At 67.4% G+C, this 14,364-nt stretch carries 15 protein-coding genes; 5 read left to right on the forward strand and 10 right to left on the reverse strand.

Going from position 1 to position 14,364, the window contains the following annotated elements; all coding sequences use genetic code 11:
• From QOD90_RS22780 to QOD90_RS22795, 4 genes are all read right to left on the reverse strand, one after another.
• On the reverse strand, window positions 1-1,350 hold a 1,350-nt coding region (locus QOD90_RS22780; protein ID WP_526353323.1), incomplete at its 3' end, for an ArnT family glycosyltransferase.
• Window positions 1,351-1,405: 55 nt separating this feature from the next.
• Window positions 1,406-2,689, reverse strand: a complete 1,284-nt coding sequence (locus QOD90_RS22785; RefSeq protein WP_526353350.1) for a maltokinase N-terminal cap-like domain-containing protein — start codon at window positions 2,687-2,689, stop codon at window positions 1,406-1,408.
• A 48-nt stretch (window positions 2,690-2,737) separates the two neighbouring features.
• Window positions 2,738-3,274: a hypothetical protein gene (locus QOD90_RS22790; RefSeq protein WP_526353325.1), complete on the reverse strand. Its 537-nt coding sequence runs from the start codon at window positions 3,272-3,274 to the stop codon at window positions 2,738-2,740.
• Window positions 3,275-3,301: 27 nt separating this feature from the next.
• Window positions 3,302-4,426, reverse strand: a complete 1,125-nt coding sequence (locus QOD90_RS22795; RefSeq protein WP_526353327.1) for a hypothetical protein — start codon at window positions 4,424-4,426, stop codon at window positions 3,302-3,304.
• A gap of 147 nt (window positions 4,427-4,573) precedes the next feature.
• Between QOD90_RS22795 and QOD90_RS22800 the strand changes: the two genes are divergently transcribed.
• Both QOD90_RS22800 and pyrE read left to right on the forward strand, forming a co-directional pair.
• Window positions 4,574-5,395, forward strand: a complete 822-nt coding sequence (locus QOD90_RS22800) for a HugZ family pyridoxamine 5'-phosphate oxidase (protein WP_526353329.1) — start codon at window positions 4,574-4,576, stop codon at window positions 5,393-5,395.
• Between the two features lie 44 nt (window positions 5,396-5,439).
• Window positions 5,440-6,009 (forward strand): orotate phosphoribosyltransferase, encoded by a 570-nt coding sequence (gene pyrE / locus QOD90_RS22805; RefSeq protein WP_526353330.1) that lies wholly within the window; start codon window positions 5,440-5,442, stop codon window positions 6,007-6,009.
• Window positions 6,010-6,084: 75 nt separating this feature from the next.
• Here pyrE and QOD90_RS22810 read toward each other — a convergent pair whose 3' ends face one another.
• The 5 genes from QOD90_RS22810 to QOD90_RS22830 all read right to left on the reverse strand — a co-directional run bounded on the left by QOD90_RS22810 (window position 6,085) and on the right by QOD90_RS22830 (window position 10,942).
• A complete protein-coding gene (locus tag QOD90_RS22810) occupies window positions 6,085-7,059 on the reverse strand; it encodes an alpha/beta fold hydrolase (protein WP_526353332.1) in 975 nt (324 codons plus the stop codon).
• Between the two features lie 91 nt (window positions 7,060-7,150).
• Window positions 7,151-8,200, reverse strand: a complete 1,050-nt coding sequence (locus QOD90_RS22815; RefSeq protein WP_526353334.1) for an ABC transporter ATP-binding protein — start codon at window positions 8,198-8,200, stop codon at window positions 7,151-7,153.
• Window positions 8,197-8,958, reverse strand: coding sequence for an ABC transporter permease (locus QOD90_RS22820; RefSeq protein WP_526353336.1), 762 nt, complete (start codon window positions 8,956-8,958; stop codon window positions 8,197-8,199). Before QOD90_RS22820 ends, QOD90_RS22815 begins: the two co-directional genes overlap by 4 nt.
• On the reverse strand, window positions 8,955-9,803 hold the full coding sequence (locus QOD90_RS22825) for an ABC transporter permease (protein WP_526353338.1): 849 nt from the start codon (window positions 9,801-9,803) through the stop codon (window positions 8,955-8,957). Before QOD90_RS22825 ends, QOD90_RS22820 begins: the two co-directional genes overlap by 4 nt.
• Before the next feature lie 11 nt (window positions 9,804-9,814).
• Complete coding sequence (locus QOD90_RS22830; RefSeq protein ID WP_526353340.1) at window positions 9,815-10,942, reverse strand: extracellular solute-binding protein; 1,128 nt, start codon at window positions 10,940-10,942, stop codon at window positions 9,815-9,817.
• A 212-nt stretch (window positions 10,943-11,154) separates the two neighbouring features.
• Between QOD90_RS22830 and QOD90_RS22835 the strand changes: the two genes are divergently transcribed.
• From QOD90_RS22835 to QOD90_RS22845, 3 genes are read left to right on the forward strand one after another with little or no spacing between them, the layout of a single operon-like run.
• Window positions 11,155-11,733 (forward strand): hypothetical protein, encoded by a 579-nt coding sequence (locus QOD90_RS22835; RefSeq protein WP_526353342.1) that lies wholly within the window; start codon window positions 11,155-11,157, stop codon window positions 11,731-11,733.
• Complete coding sequence (locus QOD90_RS22840; RefSeq protein ID WP_526353344.1) at window positions 11,730-12,152, forward strand: TIGR03668 family PPOX class F420-dependent oxidoreductase; 423 nt, start codon at window positions 11,730-11,732, stop codon at window positions 12,150-12,152. Before QOD90_RS22835 ends, QOD90_RS22840 begins: the two co-directional genes overlap by 4 nt.
• A gap of 45 nt (window positions 12,153-12,197) precedes the next feature.
• Window positions 12,198-13,262: a dihydrodipicolinate reductase gene (locus QOD90_RS22845; RefSeq protein ID WP_526353346.1), complete on the forward strand. Its 1,065-nt coding sequence runs from the start codon at window positions 12,198-12,200 to the stop codon at window positions 13,260-13,262.
• 80 nt (window positions 13,263-13,342) lie between these two features.
• On the opposite strand, the gene QOD90_RS22850 is transcribed toward QOD90_RS22845, so the two are convergent.
• On the reverse strand, window positions 13,343-14,364 hold a 1,022-nt coding region (locus QOD90_RS22850), incomplete at its 5' end, for a thioester reductase domain-containing protein (RefSeq protein WP_526353348.1).

Genomic DNA, 14,364 nt, shown 5'->3' on the forward strand with positions numbered 1-14,364 from the left:
CAGGATCGCCCACCTCAACATGGGTGAGGACACGGCGCTACCGTCGAGCAGCCACCACCCCCACACGCCCGCCGCCAGAAGGGTGGCCGCCAGGGCGATCCGGCACCAGAGCGTCGCGCGACGGGCCCACATCTGCTGCACGCCAATCGCGAAGACCGCCGCGACGGGCGGCGCGATGGACAGGCTGTAGTACGGGTGAATCGTGCCGTGCATGAAGCTCAGGATCAGTCCGTCGACCAGGAACCAGCCGCCGAACAGCACCGCGCCTGCACGAACGAGGTCCGTGCGCGGGAGCCTGCCGCGCGCCACGACCGTCAGTACGGTCGCGAGCAGTGCCGCGGGCACCAGCCAGCCGATCTCGAAGCCGAATTCGCCGAACAGCAACCGCGTCAGGCCCTGCGATCGCCCTCCGAAGCCACCGAGGGTGGCCATCCCGATGGGCGCGCCGGACGGAAGGTCGAACGTGAAGTGCCCGCGGCCCAGCACCCTGGCGAGACCGTTGTAGCCGAGCACCAGGTTCATGAAGTTGTTGTCCGTCGACCCGGCCAGGTACGGCCGCGACGCCGCGGGCCAGAGCATCGTCAGCGCGACGAACCAGCCAGCCGATACCACGAAGGCCACCGCCGCACCGGACAGGTGCAGGACGCGGAGGCGAAGCCGAACCGGCGCCGCGACGAGGTAGGCGGCGCCGATGGCGGGCAGCACCATGGTGCCTTCGAGCATCTTGGCCAGGAACGCCAACCCGAGCGCGACCCCGGCTCCCGCCAGCCACCTGGCCGAGCCTCGTTCCAGAGCGCGCACCGTGCAGTAGGCCGCGGCCGTCATCAGCAGAACCATCGCCGCGTCGGGGTCGTTGAAACGGAACATCAGCACCGCGACCGGGGTCAGCGCCAACGCCGTGCCCGCCAGCAGGCCTGCGCCGGGTCCGCTGATCCGCCGCACCGCCCCGGCCAGCAGGGCCACGGCGGCGACGGCCATCAGCGCCTGCGGGACGAGCATGCTGGCGCTGCTGAAGCCGAACATCTGGCCGGAAAGGCCCATCACCCACTGCGACAGCGGCGGCTTGTCGACGGTGATGAAGTTGTTGGCATCGAGCGAGCCGAACAGCAACGCCTTCCAGTCGCTGGAGCCCGCCTGGGCCGAAGCGGCATAGAACGGGTTGGCCATGCCGTTGATCGTGACGTTCCACAGGTACAGGACGGCGGTCGCGGCAAGCAGAAGACCCAGGCCAACCCGGTCCCTGGTGACGGCGGAGACCCGGTGCGAATCCGGTTCCTCGACGGGGGCGTCGGCGGGCAGAGCCAACGTCCCCAGCAGTTGCGTCACCCGAACAGTGAGGCACTGCGACATTCGAGCAACCTGTGAACAGGCGGTGAGACTGCTGCGGGTCAGACCCCGCTGGCGGCTATCGGCCGACGAGCCGGGCTATGGACGCCATCGGGATCGGCAACCAGGTCGGGCGGTACCTGGCCTCGTAACCGGCCTCGTACACCGCCTTGTCGAGTTCGTATGCCGCGAGCTGTGCCGCGAAGTGCCGAGGGTCGGTGCCCGCCTCGGCGGCATAGCCGTCGCAGAACGCCCCGCAGTTGCGGTCTACCCAGTCCCTGGCCCGCGCGGCCAGGTCGTCGTTCTGCTCGGCGCCGTCGACCAGCCGTTGATACGCCGCGTATTCGTAGGACCGCAGCATCCCCGCGACGTCGCGCAGCGGTGAGTCCGGCCTGCGCCGTTCGTCGAGCGGTTGCCCCGGCTCGCCCTCGAAGTCGATCACCAGCCACCGCTCGGGCGTGCGGAGCACCTGACCGAGGTGAAGGTCGCCATGCACACGTTGCACGGTGAGCGACTCCCCGGCCAGCTCGCGGTAACGCTCCTCGATCAGCGCTCGGTACTGCTCGACGGCAGGCACCATCGCGGCCACCGCGCTCAGTCGCTGCAGAAGGGCGTCGACGGGGAACTCTTCGCGCACGGTACCGAGCGTCGTGGCCAGCGTGCGGTGCACGGACGCCACCGCCTCGCCAAGCCGGTAGGACTCCGCGGTGAAGTCGGCGCCCGCGGAGAGGTCGCGCGTGCTGGCCGTCGCCATGTCCCAGCCCTCGGATGAGTTGGCGGCGAACTCGGTGACCATGCCCAGTGAGTACGGCTGACCGTCGAGCGTCGCCTCGAACGATCCGAGCAGCCGCGCCACGTGCGGGTTGCCGGCCCGGGCCAACTCGCGATTCAACTCGATGTCGGGGTTGATGCCCGGGGTGACGCGGCGGAACACCTTGAACATCGCGGCGTCCCCGAACACGATGCTGGTGTTGCTCTGCTCGGCGCCGATCACCCGTCCGGTGGCGTCAAGGGGAAGCTGCGCCGCCGGTTCCTTGACGAAGCGCAGCGGTCCCACCGACGCGGACTGATCCACCAGCGACAGCAGGTGGTGGGCTGCCGACGGGTCGTAGAGCGCATCGTGGGCCGTGCGGGTGCCCGAGACGCCGATCGTCGCGACGTCGCCGTCGGCGGGTTCGTCGTCCCATCGCACCAGCAACTGGTATCTGGCGGATGTGCCGTCCGCGTAGTCGGCGTCGAGGAGCACGAGGTCGAAGCCATCGCGCAGCGTGATCACCTCACCGACCCGCACGCCTGCGAGGTCACGGCCGCGGCCGGCGTACCACCGTCGCGTCGGCAGCCATTGATCGAATGGGAGGTTCATCGCCTGAGTCATCAGTCTTCAAAGCTACCCACGGTCAGCGACTTCGAATCAGCCGGCCGAAGCCTTCTCGGCGGCGGGCAGCACGCCACTGCCGATCTCGGTGATCAGCTTGTCGCGCAGCTCTCCCGCGGCGGCGAAGTCACCGGCGTGGCGCGTCCCGAAGTGCTCGCCATGGCGGCCGATCTCGACGGGCCAGCGAGCTTGACCAATCAGTCTGAGTAGCAACGTGATTGGCATGACGAGCACCGCGAGGGCCAGCTCGACGAGGGAGCCGGCGAGGAACAGCAGCACCACGACCGTGTAGAAGAGCAACTTGCCCGCGCCGTAGACGACCCAGACGGCCGCCGCGGTGACGATGACGAACACCTTCAGCAGGAAGTTCTTCGGAAGCGCTGACTCCTCGGCGCCCGTCGCCTCGTCGGCGTCCGCTTCGGCCTTCTTCCCGTCGGCCTCCTCCCCGCCGGCCTTCTTCCCGCCGGGCGTCGAAGACCACAGATCGCGCAGCGACAGCGCCCTGCGCCATGGATACCAGCGTCGGCGCACGGTCCACTGGACTCCGCCGGGATCGACCACTGACGAGCCCACTAGGAAATCTCCATCGCCGGACGATACTCACTGGAGGAAGCGGGCGGCTGCGGTCCGTAGGTAGCGCCCCGAGTTGGCTTGCCGGTATCCGATCACGCCGCCGCTGGCGGTGATGGCGATCAGACCTGCGAGCCCCGGCAGCGCGACCGCCGCCATCTGATTGACGCGCGCCGACCGCAGATACCGCGGGTACCCCTCACGCGGCGCGGGGTTGCCCATCGCGGCGGCGGATCCGCTGGGCGGCAACTGCTCGGCGGGCATCGAACCCGGCTGCGCGACGGCGCCCCGCGGTTCCGGCGCCCGTGCGCCCGCTGAGCCCACACTGGGCTCCCGCGGTACCGGGGGAGCCGACCCGCTGACCGGGTGTGGGACAGCCACGCGGACCCGCGGCACCGCCACGGGCGCCTGCAGCACGGGAAGGTTCGAGGACCCACTGGACCCACCGGCCAACGGCGTAGCGGCGGCTCCGTCGGCGTCGACGACGCTCGGCTCCTCCTCGAGGATCCGGAACGTCGGCGCCGGCTTCGGCTGGGGCGCGGGCGGCTTGAACGGGTTGTACGGGGCGTAGGCGTCCGATAGCAGCGAGTTCACCGTGTTCAAGGTCTGCCCGACCGACGTGAAGGCCGCATTCGGGTCGGTGAGATCGAGCGACCACCGCACGGTCTCGTAGCCAGGCACCGGGACGGACGGCACCGGAACGACGATCGGCGCGGCGAAGGGAAGGGTGACTTCGACGGTGCTGGTGTTCCTTCGGGCCGGCGCGGGTGCGGTTGGGTCGGGCGGCGTCAGGTCGGGTTTCGGCTCGTCCTTCTTGGCCGGCTTGTCGCGCTTGCGTTGGGTCGCGTCGGGGACGGTGTGCGTGCCGGGGACCCTGCCGTTGCCGAAGATGCTGAGGGGTCTGCCGAGCATGTCGCGCAGCTGATTGGCGATCGTCTGGGGGATGTCGAAGATGCTCGGAGGCGTCGCAGGGGGAAGTCCGGTCGTCGGCTCGGGTTCGGTGGGAGCGGTGGTTTCACCCCCGGGATCCGGCTCGGAGCTGGGACCGGGATCGTCCGGGTCGGCGGCCGCGGCACCTGCTCCCGCGCCAGCCATCAGCAACGCTGCAATGAGCGCGCTGAAGGCGAGCAAAACGCGGAGCATGGGGTTCGGCACGACCCCCTCTTTTCAGCAAAAATTAACGCCTGAGCTGGTAAAATACCAATAACTGATTGTCTCACACGAAACTGCTGTGACGTCAAAATTCCGTTGCCGACGACCGTCCGAAAGCACGCCGAACGGTCGCGGCGGTAAGGTTCGCCGGTGGCATCCACCGACGCTGAACGCTCGTTGCGCGACCACGGCGATCCTGGCGACGCCCCGTCGATTCCGCCTCCCTTGACGCCACCCGTCGACGCGACCCGTCCGTCGGCCGCCGAAGAGGCGCGCACGATCGCGGCGTCGACCAACACCGGCACGCTGGCCACGTTGACCGCCGCGGGCGACCCGTGGGCGTCCTTCGTCACCTACGGCCTTCATGGCGGTGCGCCCGTCCTGTGTGTGTCCAACCTCGCCGAGCACGGCCGCAACCTGGCCGCAGACCCAAGGGCCAGCATCGCCATCGTCGCCGCCGCGACGGACAGCGATCCGCTGGCCAATTCACGGATCACATTGGCCGGTGTCGCGGAACGGCCGACCGGCGATGAGTTCACTGCCGCCCGGCAGGCCCACCTCGACGCCGTTCCTGCGGCGAAGTACTACGTCGACTACAGCGACTTCACGCTGTGGGTGCTGCGGGTCGACCGGGTCCGCTGGGTCGGCGGCTACGGCCGGATGGACTCGGCAACGGGCCCCGACTACGCGGCCGCAGAGCCAGATCCGGTCCAAGCCGGCGCGGCAGGCGCCATCGAGCACCTCAACGCCGATCACGCCGAGGCCCTGGCCGCCATGGCCAGGACGCTCGGCGGCTACCCCGACACCACCGCGGCGACCTGCACCGGCGCCGACCGGTACGGACTCGATCTCAAGGTGATCACTGAGCGCGGCGTGGCCTACACCCGCGTCGGGTACGCCGAACGGATCGACTCCTACGACCAATTGCGGTCGGCCACGGTGGAACTGACGAGGCGGGCCCGGACGGGCTGAACCACGTCGGAACCGAGCCACGACAGGTGCAATACGATCAACGCGTGCCCGAGCGCCCCGAAACCTGGCAAGCCGCCTTCGATCTGATTCGCACCCGTGGTTACGAACGCCGCGAGGAACCGTTCAAGCTGGCCAGCGGTCAGCTGAGCCACGACTACATCGACGGCAAGTACGCGATCGACACCGGTGAGCGACTCACCATCGTCAGCCGTGCGGTGGCCGACCTCGCCGCGCAGACCGGCATTGAATTCGACGCCGTCGGTGGGCTGACCATGGGCGCCGACCCGCTGGCACACGGCATCGCGATGGTGACCGGCAAGGCCTGGTTCTCGGTCCGCAAGGAGCAGAAGCAGCGCGGTCGCGAACAGTGGATCGAGGGCACTCGCATCGAGCAGGGCACTCGGGTCCTTCTCGTCGACGACGTCATCAGCACGGGCGGGTCCACCGAAATCGCCTTCGAACGCGTCGTCGCGGCGGGGGCGGTCGTGACCGGTGTGATCCCGATGGTCGACCGCGGCGACGTGGCCGCCGGCCGGTTCGCGCGTCGGAACGTGCCGTTCGCGGCGCTCGTCACCTACCGGGATCTCGACATCGAGCCGGTCAAGGACGTCTAGAACGGGAATCCGTAGGGATTGGCCGCCCCACGTCTGCCAATCACCTTGGACGAAGCTCCGGTTGCGCGAGCGGCCCTACCCGTTGGGTTGCTCTGTGGCGATCGAATCACCCGAGGGACGGCCGATGAACTCGAGACCGGCGTGAATAGCGGGGCGATGACGCAGGATTCGATAATGAGCGAGTCGGCCGAGCCCCCGCGTGGTCACCAAACGTGCGCCCTGCCATGACACGGCCAGCCGCTCACTGGCGGCATACGGGCTGTCCGGATCGTCGGGATCATGGATGAGAAGCAGCGGCGGGTAGTCGGCTCGTCGGCCGACCCGCGTCATGTTCGTGTCCTGCAGTGGCATAGCGATTCGCCTTTCCAGCCGGCGATGCAGGCCCGCGCGGATCCGGCGACCGAAGCCGTGGCGTGCGGCGAACAGGTCGAGATAGAGGGGGAAATCGCCCATGGGCGCCAAGAAGACCAGGCGCCCCACGTGTACTCCCTGTGCCGCCGCCAATGCAGTTGCGTTGGCTCCGAGTGAGTGAGCCACCACCGCGTGGGCGGGCCCATGGTCCTCGATCATCGCCGCAATCGCGTTGGCGCACTCGGTTGCAGTGGTACGTCCGGGCGCGAGCTCACCCGGCTCAGATTCATTGTGGCTAGGCAGATCGAATGCGATAACCCGGTAACCCTCCCCCACCAGCGGATTGACGAACATCGCCAAGTGCGGCCGCTGGCCGCCCCACCCGTGTACCAGGTATATCGGCGGCCCCTCGCCCCATTCCTCGCCGGCGACCCGATGCCCATCCCAATACGCCTCTATCGGCCTGCCCGGGGACACACCAGGCGGCATGCGCAGACTTGATTCGAGAACCGGTGGGGTGCACCACAACTCGACTGCCCACCGCGATCCTATGAAGGGCGCCAACCGCTCGAGCAACCAAAAGGCCCGGCGCTTTCGGAGTTCGACCGGGGGAAGTATCCCGGAGCCGACGACATCGAGTGGGGCGAGCTCACCAGCCTCTGTTTGCGACGACGTTGCTCGAGGCTCACCTTCTGTCATGAACCGCGATCATAGTGTTGCCCGGCCCGCGTCGGCTCATCTCCAATACCGGCCGGATTGCACGTTGGTGCTGTCCCGCGACCTCGGACGGTCAGCTCGCGGCTGCCACGACTAGCACTTCGGTGGGCAGTACCCCAACGGTCACCCGCTGCCCAGGGGTGAAGTCCCTGGCTTGCGAGCTGCTCAGCTGAGCATGCACGACGACGCCGTCGGACAGTTCGACGTACACCCGCGAGATCGGCCCGAGGAAGGCCACCGAACGGACCGTCGCCGCGCCTGTGTCGTCCGCGGTGACCGTCACCGATTCCGGTCGCACCATCGCCGTTCCGGCCCCCGAAGTGATCGACCCCGTCAACGTCGGCAGCTCCGCGCCGAAGAAGCTCGCCCGTCCCGACGAAACTTGTGCTGCCACTTGGTTGTTCAGGCCGACGAATTCCGCGACGAATGGGGTGGCGGGATTCGCGTAAACCTCCGCGGGCGGGGCGAGCTGCTCGAGGCGGCCCTTGCTCATCACGCCGACCCGGTCGGCGACCGCGAGTGCCTCCTCCTGGTCGTGGGTGACGAACAACGTCGTCGTCCCAACCTCGAGTTGCACCCGGCGGATCTCGTCGCGGAGTTGGGTACGCACCTTCGCGTCGAGGGCGGACAGCGGCTCGTCGAGAAGCAGCACCCGCGGGCGGATCGCCAACGCCCGCGCCAACGCGACCCGCTGCTGTTGACCGCCCGACATCTCGGAGGCGTACTTGTGCGCGTGCTCCGAAAGCCCGACGAGGTCCAGCATCTCGGCTGCGCGCTTACCCCGTTCACCCTTCGCGCTGCCGCGCATCTTGAGCCCGAACTCGACGTTCTCCGACGCGGTCAGGTGAGGAAAGAGGCTGTAGGCCTGAAACACCATGCCCATGTCCCGCTTGTTGGCAGGCACCGCGGTCAGGTCGCGACCGTCGACGGTCACCGTGCCGGAGGTGGCCTGGTCGAGGCCGGCGAGGATGCGCAGCGCGGTGGTCTTGCCGCATCCCGACGGGCCGAGCAGCGCGATGAACTCGCCTGGCTCCATCCGCAGGTTGAGGCCGTCGAGAGCCTTGACCGTGCCGTAGGTCCGGGTGAGATCGGTCAGTTCGACGCTCACCCCCGTGTTGCTCATGCGTGACGCCTCCGTCGGGTGACTAGTGAAAGTAAGAGCAGCAGAACGAAACCGAACAGCAGTGTCGCCAACGACGCCGCTACCGAAGTGGGCCCGTCGGTCTTGCCGAGCGCGACGATCTGGATGGGCAACGTCTGGTAGCCGGAAAGCGAGGCGATGGTGTACTCACCGAGAACGACCGCCACCGAGATGAACGCCGCAGACAACACACCTGACCAGATGTTGGGGACGACGACGCGCACGATGGTGGTCGTCCACCCAGCGCCGAGCGAACGCGCCGCCTCCGACAACGTTCCGAGGTCGATCGCGGACAATGCCGCGTCGATCGACCGGTAGGAGAACGGCAACACCACCACGACGTAGACGAAGGTCAGCGTCAGCGCGGACTCCCCGAAGAAGTAGGTCACCCACAGGTAGACGTTCTTGAGGCCGACCACGACCACCAGAGCGGGAATGGTGAGCGGCAGCAGACACAGGAACTCGATCACGCCCTTGGCCCACGGCGTTCGCAGTCGCACCCAGATCATGGTGGGCACCAACAGAATCAACATCGCGACGACCGTCAGTACCGCGAGCAGCAGCGACGTGACGATCGACTGATACAGCGCGTCGTCGGTGACGAGGTTGGTCCAGGCCGCCATCGTGCGGCCGCCCTTGAGCAGGTTGCGCGTCGAGAAGTCGGCCATGGCATACAGCGGGAAGAGGAAGAACAACCCGAACGCCACCCACAACGCGCCCTTGAACACGCGCGTCGTCATCGCAGCCACCGGGACGTGCGACGGATCAGCAGGCTGTATGCGCCCATCACGAGTGCCACGACGACGATCATTTCGAGTGCAAGGGCGTACGCGAAGCCCGATTGGCCCAACACCACCTCGCTGGTGAGTGCGGAGCGGATCAGCAACGGGACGATCGGGCTGCCCTGACTGACCAGGGCAGCGGCGGTAGCGTAGGCCGCAAAGGCGTTGGCGAACAACAGAAGTACCGCACCGAGGAAGGCCGGTGTCAGCAGCGGGACGGCAACTTGGCGCCAGTACTGCCACGTCGACGCCCCGAGACTGACGGCGGCCTCACGCCACTGCTCGCGCAAACCCTCCAGCGCGGGCAGGAAGACGATGACCATCAGCGGGATCTGAAAGTACGTGTACACCAACACCAATCCCGGCAACCCGTACAGCCAGCCTGACCCCGCGAGATTCCAGCCGAGGTGCTCCTGCACCCACAGCGTCAGAACGCCGTTCAGGCCGATCGTCGCCAGGAACGCGAAAGCCAGTGCCACCCCGCCGAACTGAGCCAACACGCTGCACAGGGAGATGACGCTACGTCGGATCATCGACGAGGCAGGCCGCGAGACGATCAGCCATGCCAGCAAGGCGCCGAACACGGCGCCCAACACGGCGGTGCTCGCCGACAGGAACACACTCCTGCCGAGCGCCGTCAGCGCGGTCTCGGAGAACAGCGCACTGAGGCGGGCGAGCGAGAACCGGCCGTCGTCCATCACCGCACTGGCAATGACGGTGACCGTCGGCACGATCAGGAAGATCCCGACCACCGCGAAGAACGGCAGCAGCGGCAGGGACTGGCGGAGTCGGCTCCAGAGCACGGGCGAGGCGATTAGCCGATCGCCTTCGCCCAGTTGGCCTCGAGGTACTTCTTCGCGGCGTCGCTCTGCTGCTGGGAGACGTACGTGGCCGCGCCGTCGACGGGTGGCAACTGCCGGTACGCGGTCAGGTCGATGGTGCCTGCGGTGACCATGCTGTCGGCCCGCACCGGACGTGCGCTGCCCTGCAGGTACAGGTTCTGACCCTCATCGCTGTAGAGGAACTCCTGCCACAGTCGGGCCGCGGCGGGATGCGGCGCGTTCTTGTTGATGGCCTGGTAGTAGTAGCCCGCGAGCGCGGCGTTCGGCGGGATGATCACCTTCCACGTCGGCAGCTTCTTGGTCTCCGCGACGTTGAGGTAGTCCCAGTCGATGACGACCGGCGTCTGGCCCGATTCGACGGTGGCCGGGGTCGGGTCGACGGGCAGGAAGTTGCCCGCCGCCTTGAGCTTCTGAAAGAAGTTCACGCCTGGGGCGATGTCGTCGGGGGTGCCGCCTTGGCTCAGGGCCACCATCATGACGCCGGAGAACGCCGCACCCGCCTGGGTCGGATCGCCGTTGAGCGCGACCTTGCCCTTGAAGTCGGGGCCGAGAAGATCATTGACGCCCTTGACCTCCGGCACCTTGGCCGAGTCGTAACCGACCGACATGTAGCCGCCGTAGTCGTTGACCCAGGCGCCGTCGGGGGCCTTCATCGCATCGGAGATCTCGCCGAACTTCTCGACCTTGTACGGCGCGAACATCGCGGTGTTGGCCAGCGCGACCGCCTGTCCGAGGTCGAAGACGTCGGGCGCGGTGGACTTGCCCTTCTGCTGCGTGGCGGCGTTGATCTCGTCCTGGCTGGCGGCGTCGGGTTGGGCCGAGTTGACCTTGATGCCGTACTTGTCGCCGAACGCCTTGATGATGGCGCCATAGTTGGCCCAGTCCGGCGGCAACGCGATGACGTTGAGCTCGCCTTCCTTCTTCGCGGCCGCCACCAGACCATCCAAGTTGCCGAAGTCGCTGGCGGAGGTGGCCTCGCTCGCGTTCACACCCGAGGAGGTCTTTTCGCCCTGATCCTTCGACTCGGGTGGCGCGCACGCGACGACGCCGCCCGCAACGACGAGAACCAAGGCACTGGCGGCGAGCCGCAATTTCTTCATTCGCGAACCTTCTTATGGGCGGGAGACGCGACGGTGGCGCAGAGGTGACTACGCCTGGTCGCGACGGTGAACGAACCAACTTCGCTGCGGACCTTACCGGTGGGCCCGCATCTCGGCATGGGTTCCAGGAGGACCGCCCAGGTTCCTCGACGCGCTGGGTGAATTCGGCAACCAGTCACACATACGCGCTGGTGGACACCTAACATCATGGGGTGGCTGACAGCGAAGCCTCGGGGGAAGCCAGGTTGGACGATCCTGTCGACGATCCAGTCGACATGGATCAGTTGGACGTTGATCCCACCGTGGACGGCGAGTTCGCCGAAGAATGCGCCGACGATCCGCACCCGGACCCGGAGTGGGTCGAACCCGCGCCTCCCACCGAATCGGAGGAGCGGACGTTCGACGCGTTCAACGCCAGCACCTGGAACTTCAAACCTGCGCCAACGCCTTGGTATCGGACGGGGCACGCCGCTCCCGTGATCGTGGCGGTATCGATCGCGGTGGTCGCACTGATCGTGTCGGTGGTCCTGCTGGCCTTCCGCGGCTCATCGGATGCCGAGACCGTGCCGGCCAGCGAGACCTCCACCGTGCCCACGTCTTCGACCGCCCCATCGACGACCAGTGACGTGCCGTTGCCGCCGCCACCGCCGCCGCCTCCTCCGCCGCCGACGGCCTCGGAGATCGAGCGGGCGCCGGTCATCGTGCGTCAACAGCCTCGTCCGACCAAGAAGCCCGAGATCAACGTCACCCGCTTACCGATGAGCGTCAGTCCCCAGAAGCCCTCACGTTGACGGAGTTCGACGACGCGGCCGCACTGTTCGCGACGGCACCGGTCGCAGTGCTCTCCACGGTCGGTGTGGATGGTGCGCCGCACGTGGTTCCCGTCGTCTTCGCGGTCAGGATCGTCGGCGATGAGGCGACGGTCTATACCGCCGTCGACGCCAAGCGGAAGTCGACGCACCGGTTGCGGCGGCTGGCCAACATCGCGGCCAACCCCAGGGTGAGCCTGTTGGTCGATCACTACGACGCCGACTGGACGCAGCTGTGGTGGGTCCGCGCGGATGGGGTCGCCACCGTGCACGAGAGCGGCGAGCAGATGGCGATCGGCTATGCGGCGCTGCGGCAGGAGTACTCGCAGTACCAACGGGTCGCGTTGGATGGCCCCGTGGTCAGCGTGGCCGTGACGCGCTGGTCGTCATGGCGCGCGTGACCGGATCCGCGGACGCACCGGTTGCCGACGTGCGACTGTGATGGCATGGCACATCGCATCATCCAGTGGGGCACGGGCGCGGTCGGCAGGGAGGCGATGGCGGGGGTCCTCGATTCCCGCTCCGGGCTCCAATTGGCGGGCGTCAAGGTGTATTCCGACGACAAGGACGGCGTCGACGCGGGCACCCTGATCGGTCGCGAGCCCATCGGTGTGCTGGCCACGACCGACGTCGAACGCGTGCTCGCCATCGACGCCGACTGCGTGGTGTATACCCCGCGGCTGACGTCCATCAACGAGGTGTGCGCGATCCTGGCCAGTGGCAAGAACGTCGTCACGACGGCATTTCTGTTCCACCCCAACCGCATTCGCCTCCGGGACCGCGACCGAATCCTGGCCGCCTGCCTCAAGGGCGGCACCAGCGTGCACGGCTGCGGCCTGAACCCCGGCAACCTGTCGGGCGCGCTACCGCTGGCGCTGTCGGGCATGAGCCGCAGCATCGACAAGCTGACGCTTCAGGAGCGGGCCGACTGGTCGGTCTACGACAGCACCGCGATCACGTTCGACAACATGCGCTTCGGCCATCCGGTCGACGAGATCAGCGCCACCGCAAACGACTTCCTCGCCTTCAACAGCTCGATCTTCACCGAACAGGTGTGGCTGTTGGCCGACGCGCTGCATGCGGGGATCGACGAGGTCACGGCCAGCGTCGAGGCCGTTCCCGCCGAACACGACCACGAGATCTTCGATCACGTGCTGCGCGCGGGGACGACGGCGGGCCAGCGGTGGAACTGGGTCGGCCGACGGCAGGGCACGCCGCTCGTCGAGATCGAGACGCTGTGGACCGTCGGCAACGAATACCCCAAGCACTGGCCCAAACCACAGCACGGGTGGACGTTGACCATCGAGGGCGATCCCTCGATGCGGGCGCATTTCCTGTCACTGGCGAGCTTCGAACGCGACGCCACGATGGGAGAGCACGTCAACTCCGCCAACGTCGCGACGGCCATGCAGGTGCTCAACGCCGTCCCTGCGGTATGCGCGGCCGCGCCCGGCTTCGCGACGACGGCGACCCTGCCGCAGGTGCATAGCCTGATCGGCTTCGGCAACTAGCGTCCAACGTTGAGATAGCGCCCACGTTCACGTGCTCTCGCACTTTTCGCCGTGAGCGCTACCTCAACGTCCAGACTTGCCTACAGCAGGCCGAGCAGCTCCAGGTCGGTGACGTACTTGACGATCACCGGCGCCGAGATGTGCGGAATGTCCTTGTCCGGCCCGATCTTTGCCTCTTGCACCGCCGCACGGAACCGGTCCGTTGGGGCAATCGACCCGTTGATCGGATGCTCGGGCGACTGGTAGTTGTGCAGCAACGGCAGCAGCGACGCGCTGCGCTGCTTGTCGGGAAGGGCCCGCAGCGTGGTCTCGAAGCGCTGCAGCCACTCGACGTACGAGTCGACCCGCCGGATCGAGTAGCCCGCGTCGACCAGCCAGTCGACGAACTCGTCCATGCCGATGCCGTCGTCGTACGGGTTCATCACGTGGTAGGTCTCGAAGCCCTCCTGTACGTGCACGCCAAGGGTCGAGATGGCTTCGGCGATGAACTCGACGGGCAGGCCGTCGTAGTGTGCCCGCTGCCTGGTGCCGTCGGCGCCCAACTCGTAGAACGACTGCGGCGCAACACCGGTCGCCACCAGGCTCAGCATCATGCGGGTGAACATGTCGGGCAGGTTGAGCTGACCGGCGTAGGTGGTGTCGGCCAGGATCATGTCGCAGCGGAACACCGACGCAGGCAGACCGTACTGCTCGTTCGCCTCGCGCAGCAGCACCTCGCCACCCCACTTGCTGTTGCCGTAACCGTTGGCGTAGCCGTCGTCGACCTGACGGGTCGCGCTGACCATGCGGACGTCGGCGTCCTCGGTGTTGTCGGCCGGGTTGATCCCCGCACCGACGGCCATCGTGGACACGTAGACGAACGGCTTGATCTTCGTCGTGAGCGCGATGCGGATGAGCTCTGCGGTGCCCAGCACATTCGGCCCGAACAGTTGGCTGTAGGGCAGGACGTGATTGACCAGCGCGGCGGGGTCGACGATCAGGTCGACGGTGTCTGCGAGGCGCCGCAAGGTCGCGTCGTCGAGGCCGAGGTTCGCCTCGCCCTTGTCGCCTGCGAACACCTCGAGGTGGTCGGCCGCGAGGGTCCGGTAGTTCTCAAGCAGCT

The sequence above is a fragment of the Mycobacterium sp. genome, from assembly GCF_032161845.1.
GTDB lineage: Bacteria > Actinomycetota > Actinomycetes > Mycobacteriales > Mycobacteriaceae > Mycobacterium.

Coding starts and splice junctions, on each gene's coding strand:
- QOD90_RS22785 (WP_526353350.1), bottom strand. CDS start 2,689: ATGAACCTCCCATTCGATCAATGGCTGCCGACGCGACGGTGGTACGCC.
- QOD90_RS22810 (WP_526353332.1), bottom strand. CDS start 7,059: ATGACAGAAGGTGAGCCTCGAGCAACGTCGTCGCAAACAGAGGCTGGT.
- QOD90_RS22815 (WP_526353334.1), bottom strand. CDS start 8,200: ATGAGCAACACGGGGGTGAGCGTCGAACTGACCGATCTCACCCGGACC.
- QOD90_RS22820 (WP_526353336.1), bottom strand. CDS start 8,958: ATGACGACGCGCGTGTTCAAGGGCGCGTTGTGGGTGGCGTTCGGGTTG.
- QOD90_RS22830 (WP_526353340.1), bottom strand. CDS start 10,942: ATGAAGAAATTGCGGCTCGCCGCCAGTGCCTTGGTTCTCGTCGTTGCG.
- QOD90_RS22845 (WP_526353346.1), top strand. CDS start 12,198: ATGGCACATCGCATCATCCAGTGGGGCACGGGCGCGGTCGGCAGGGAG.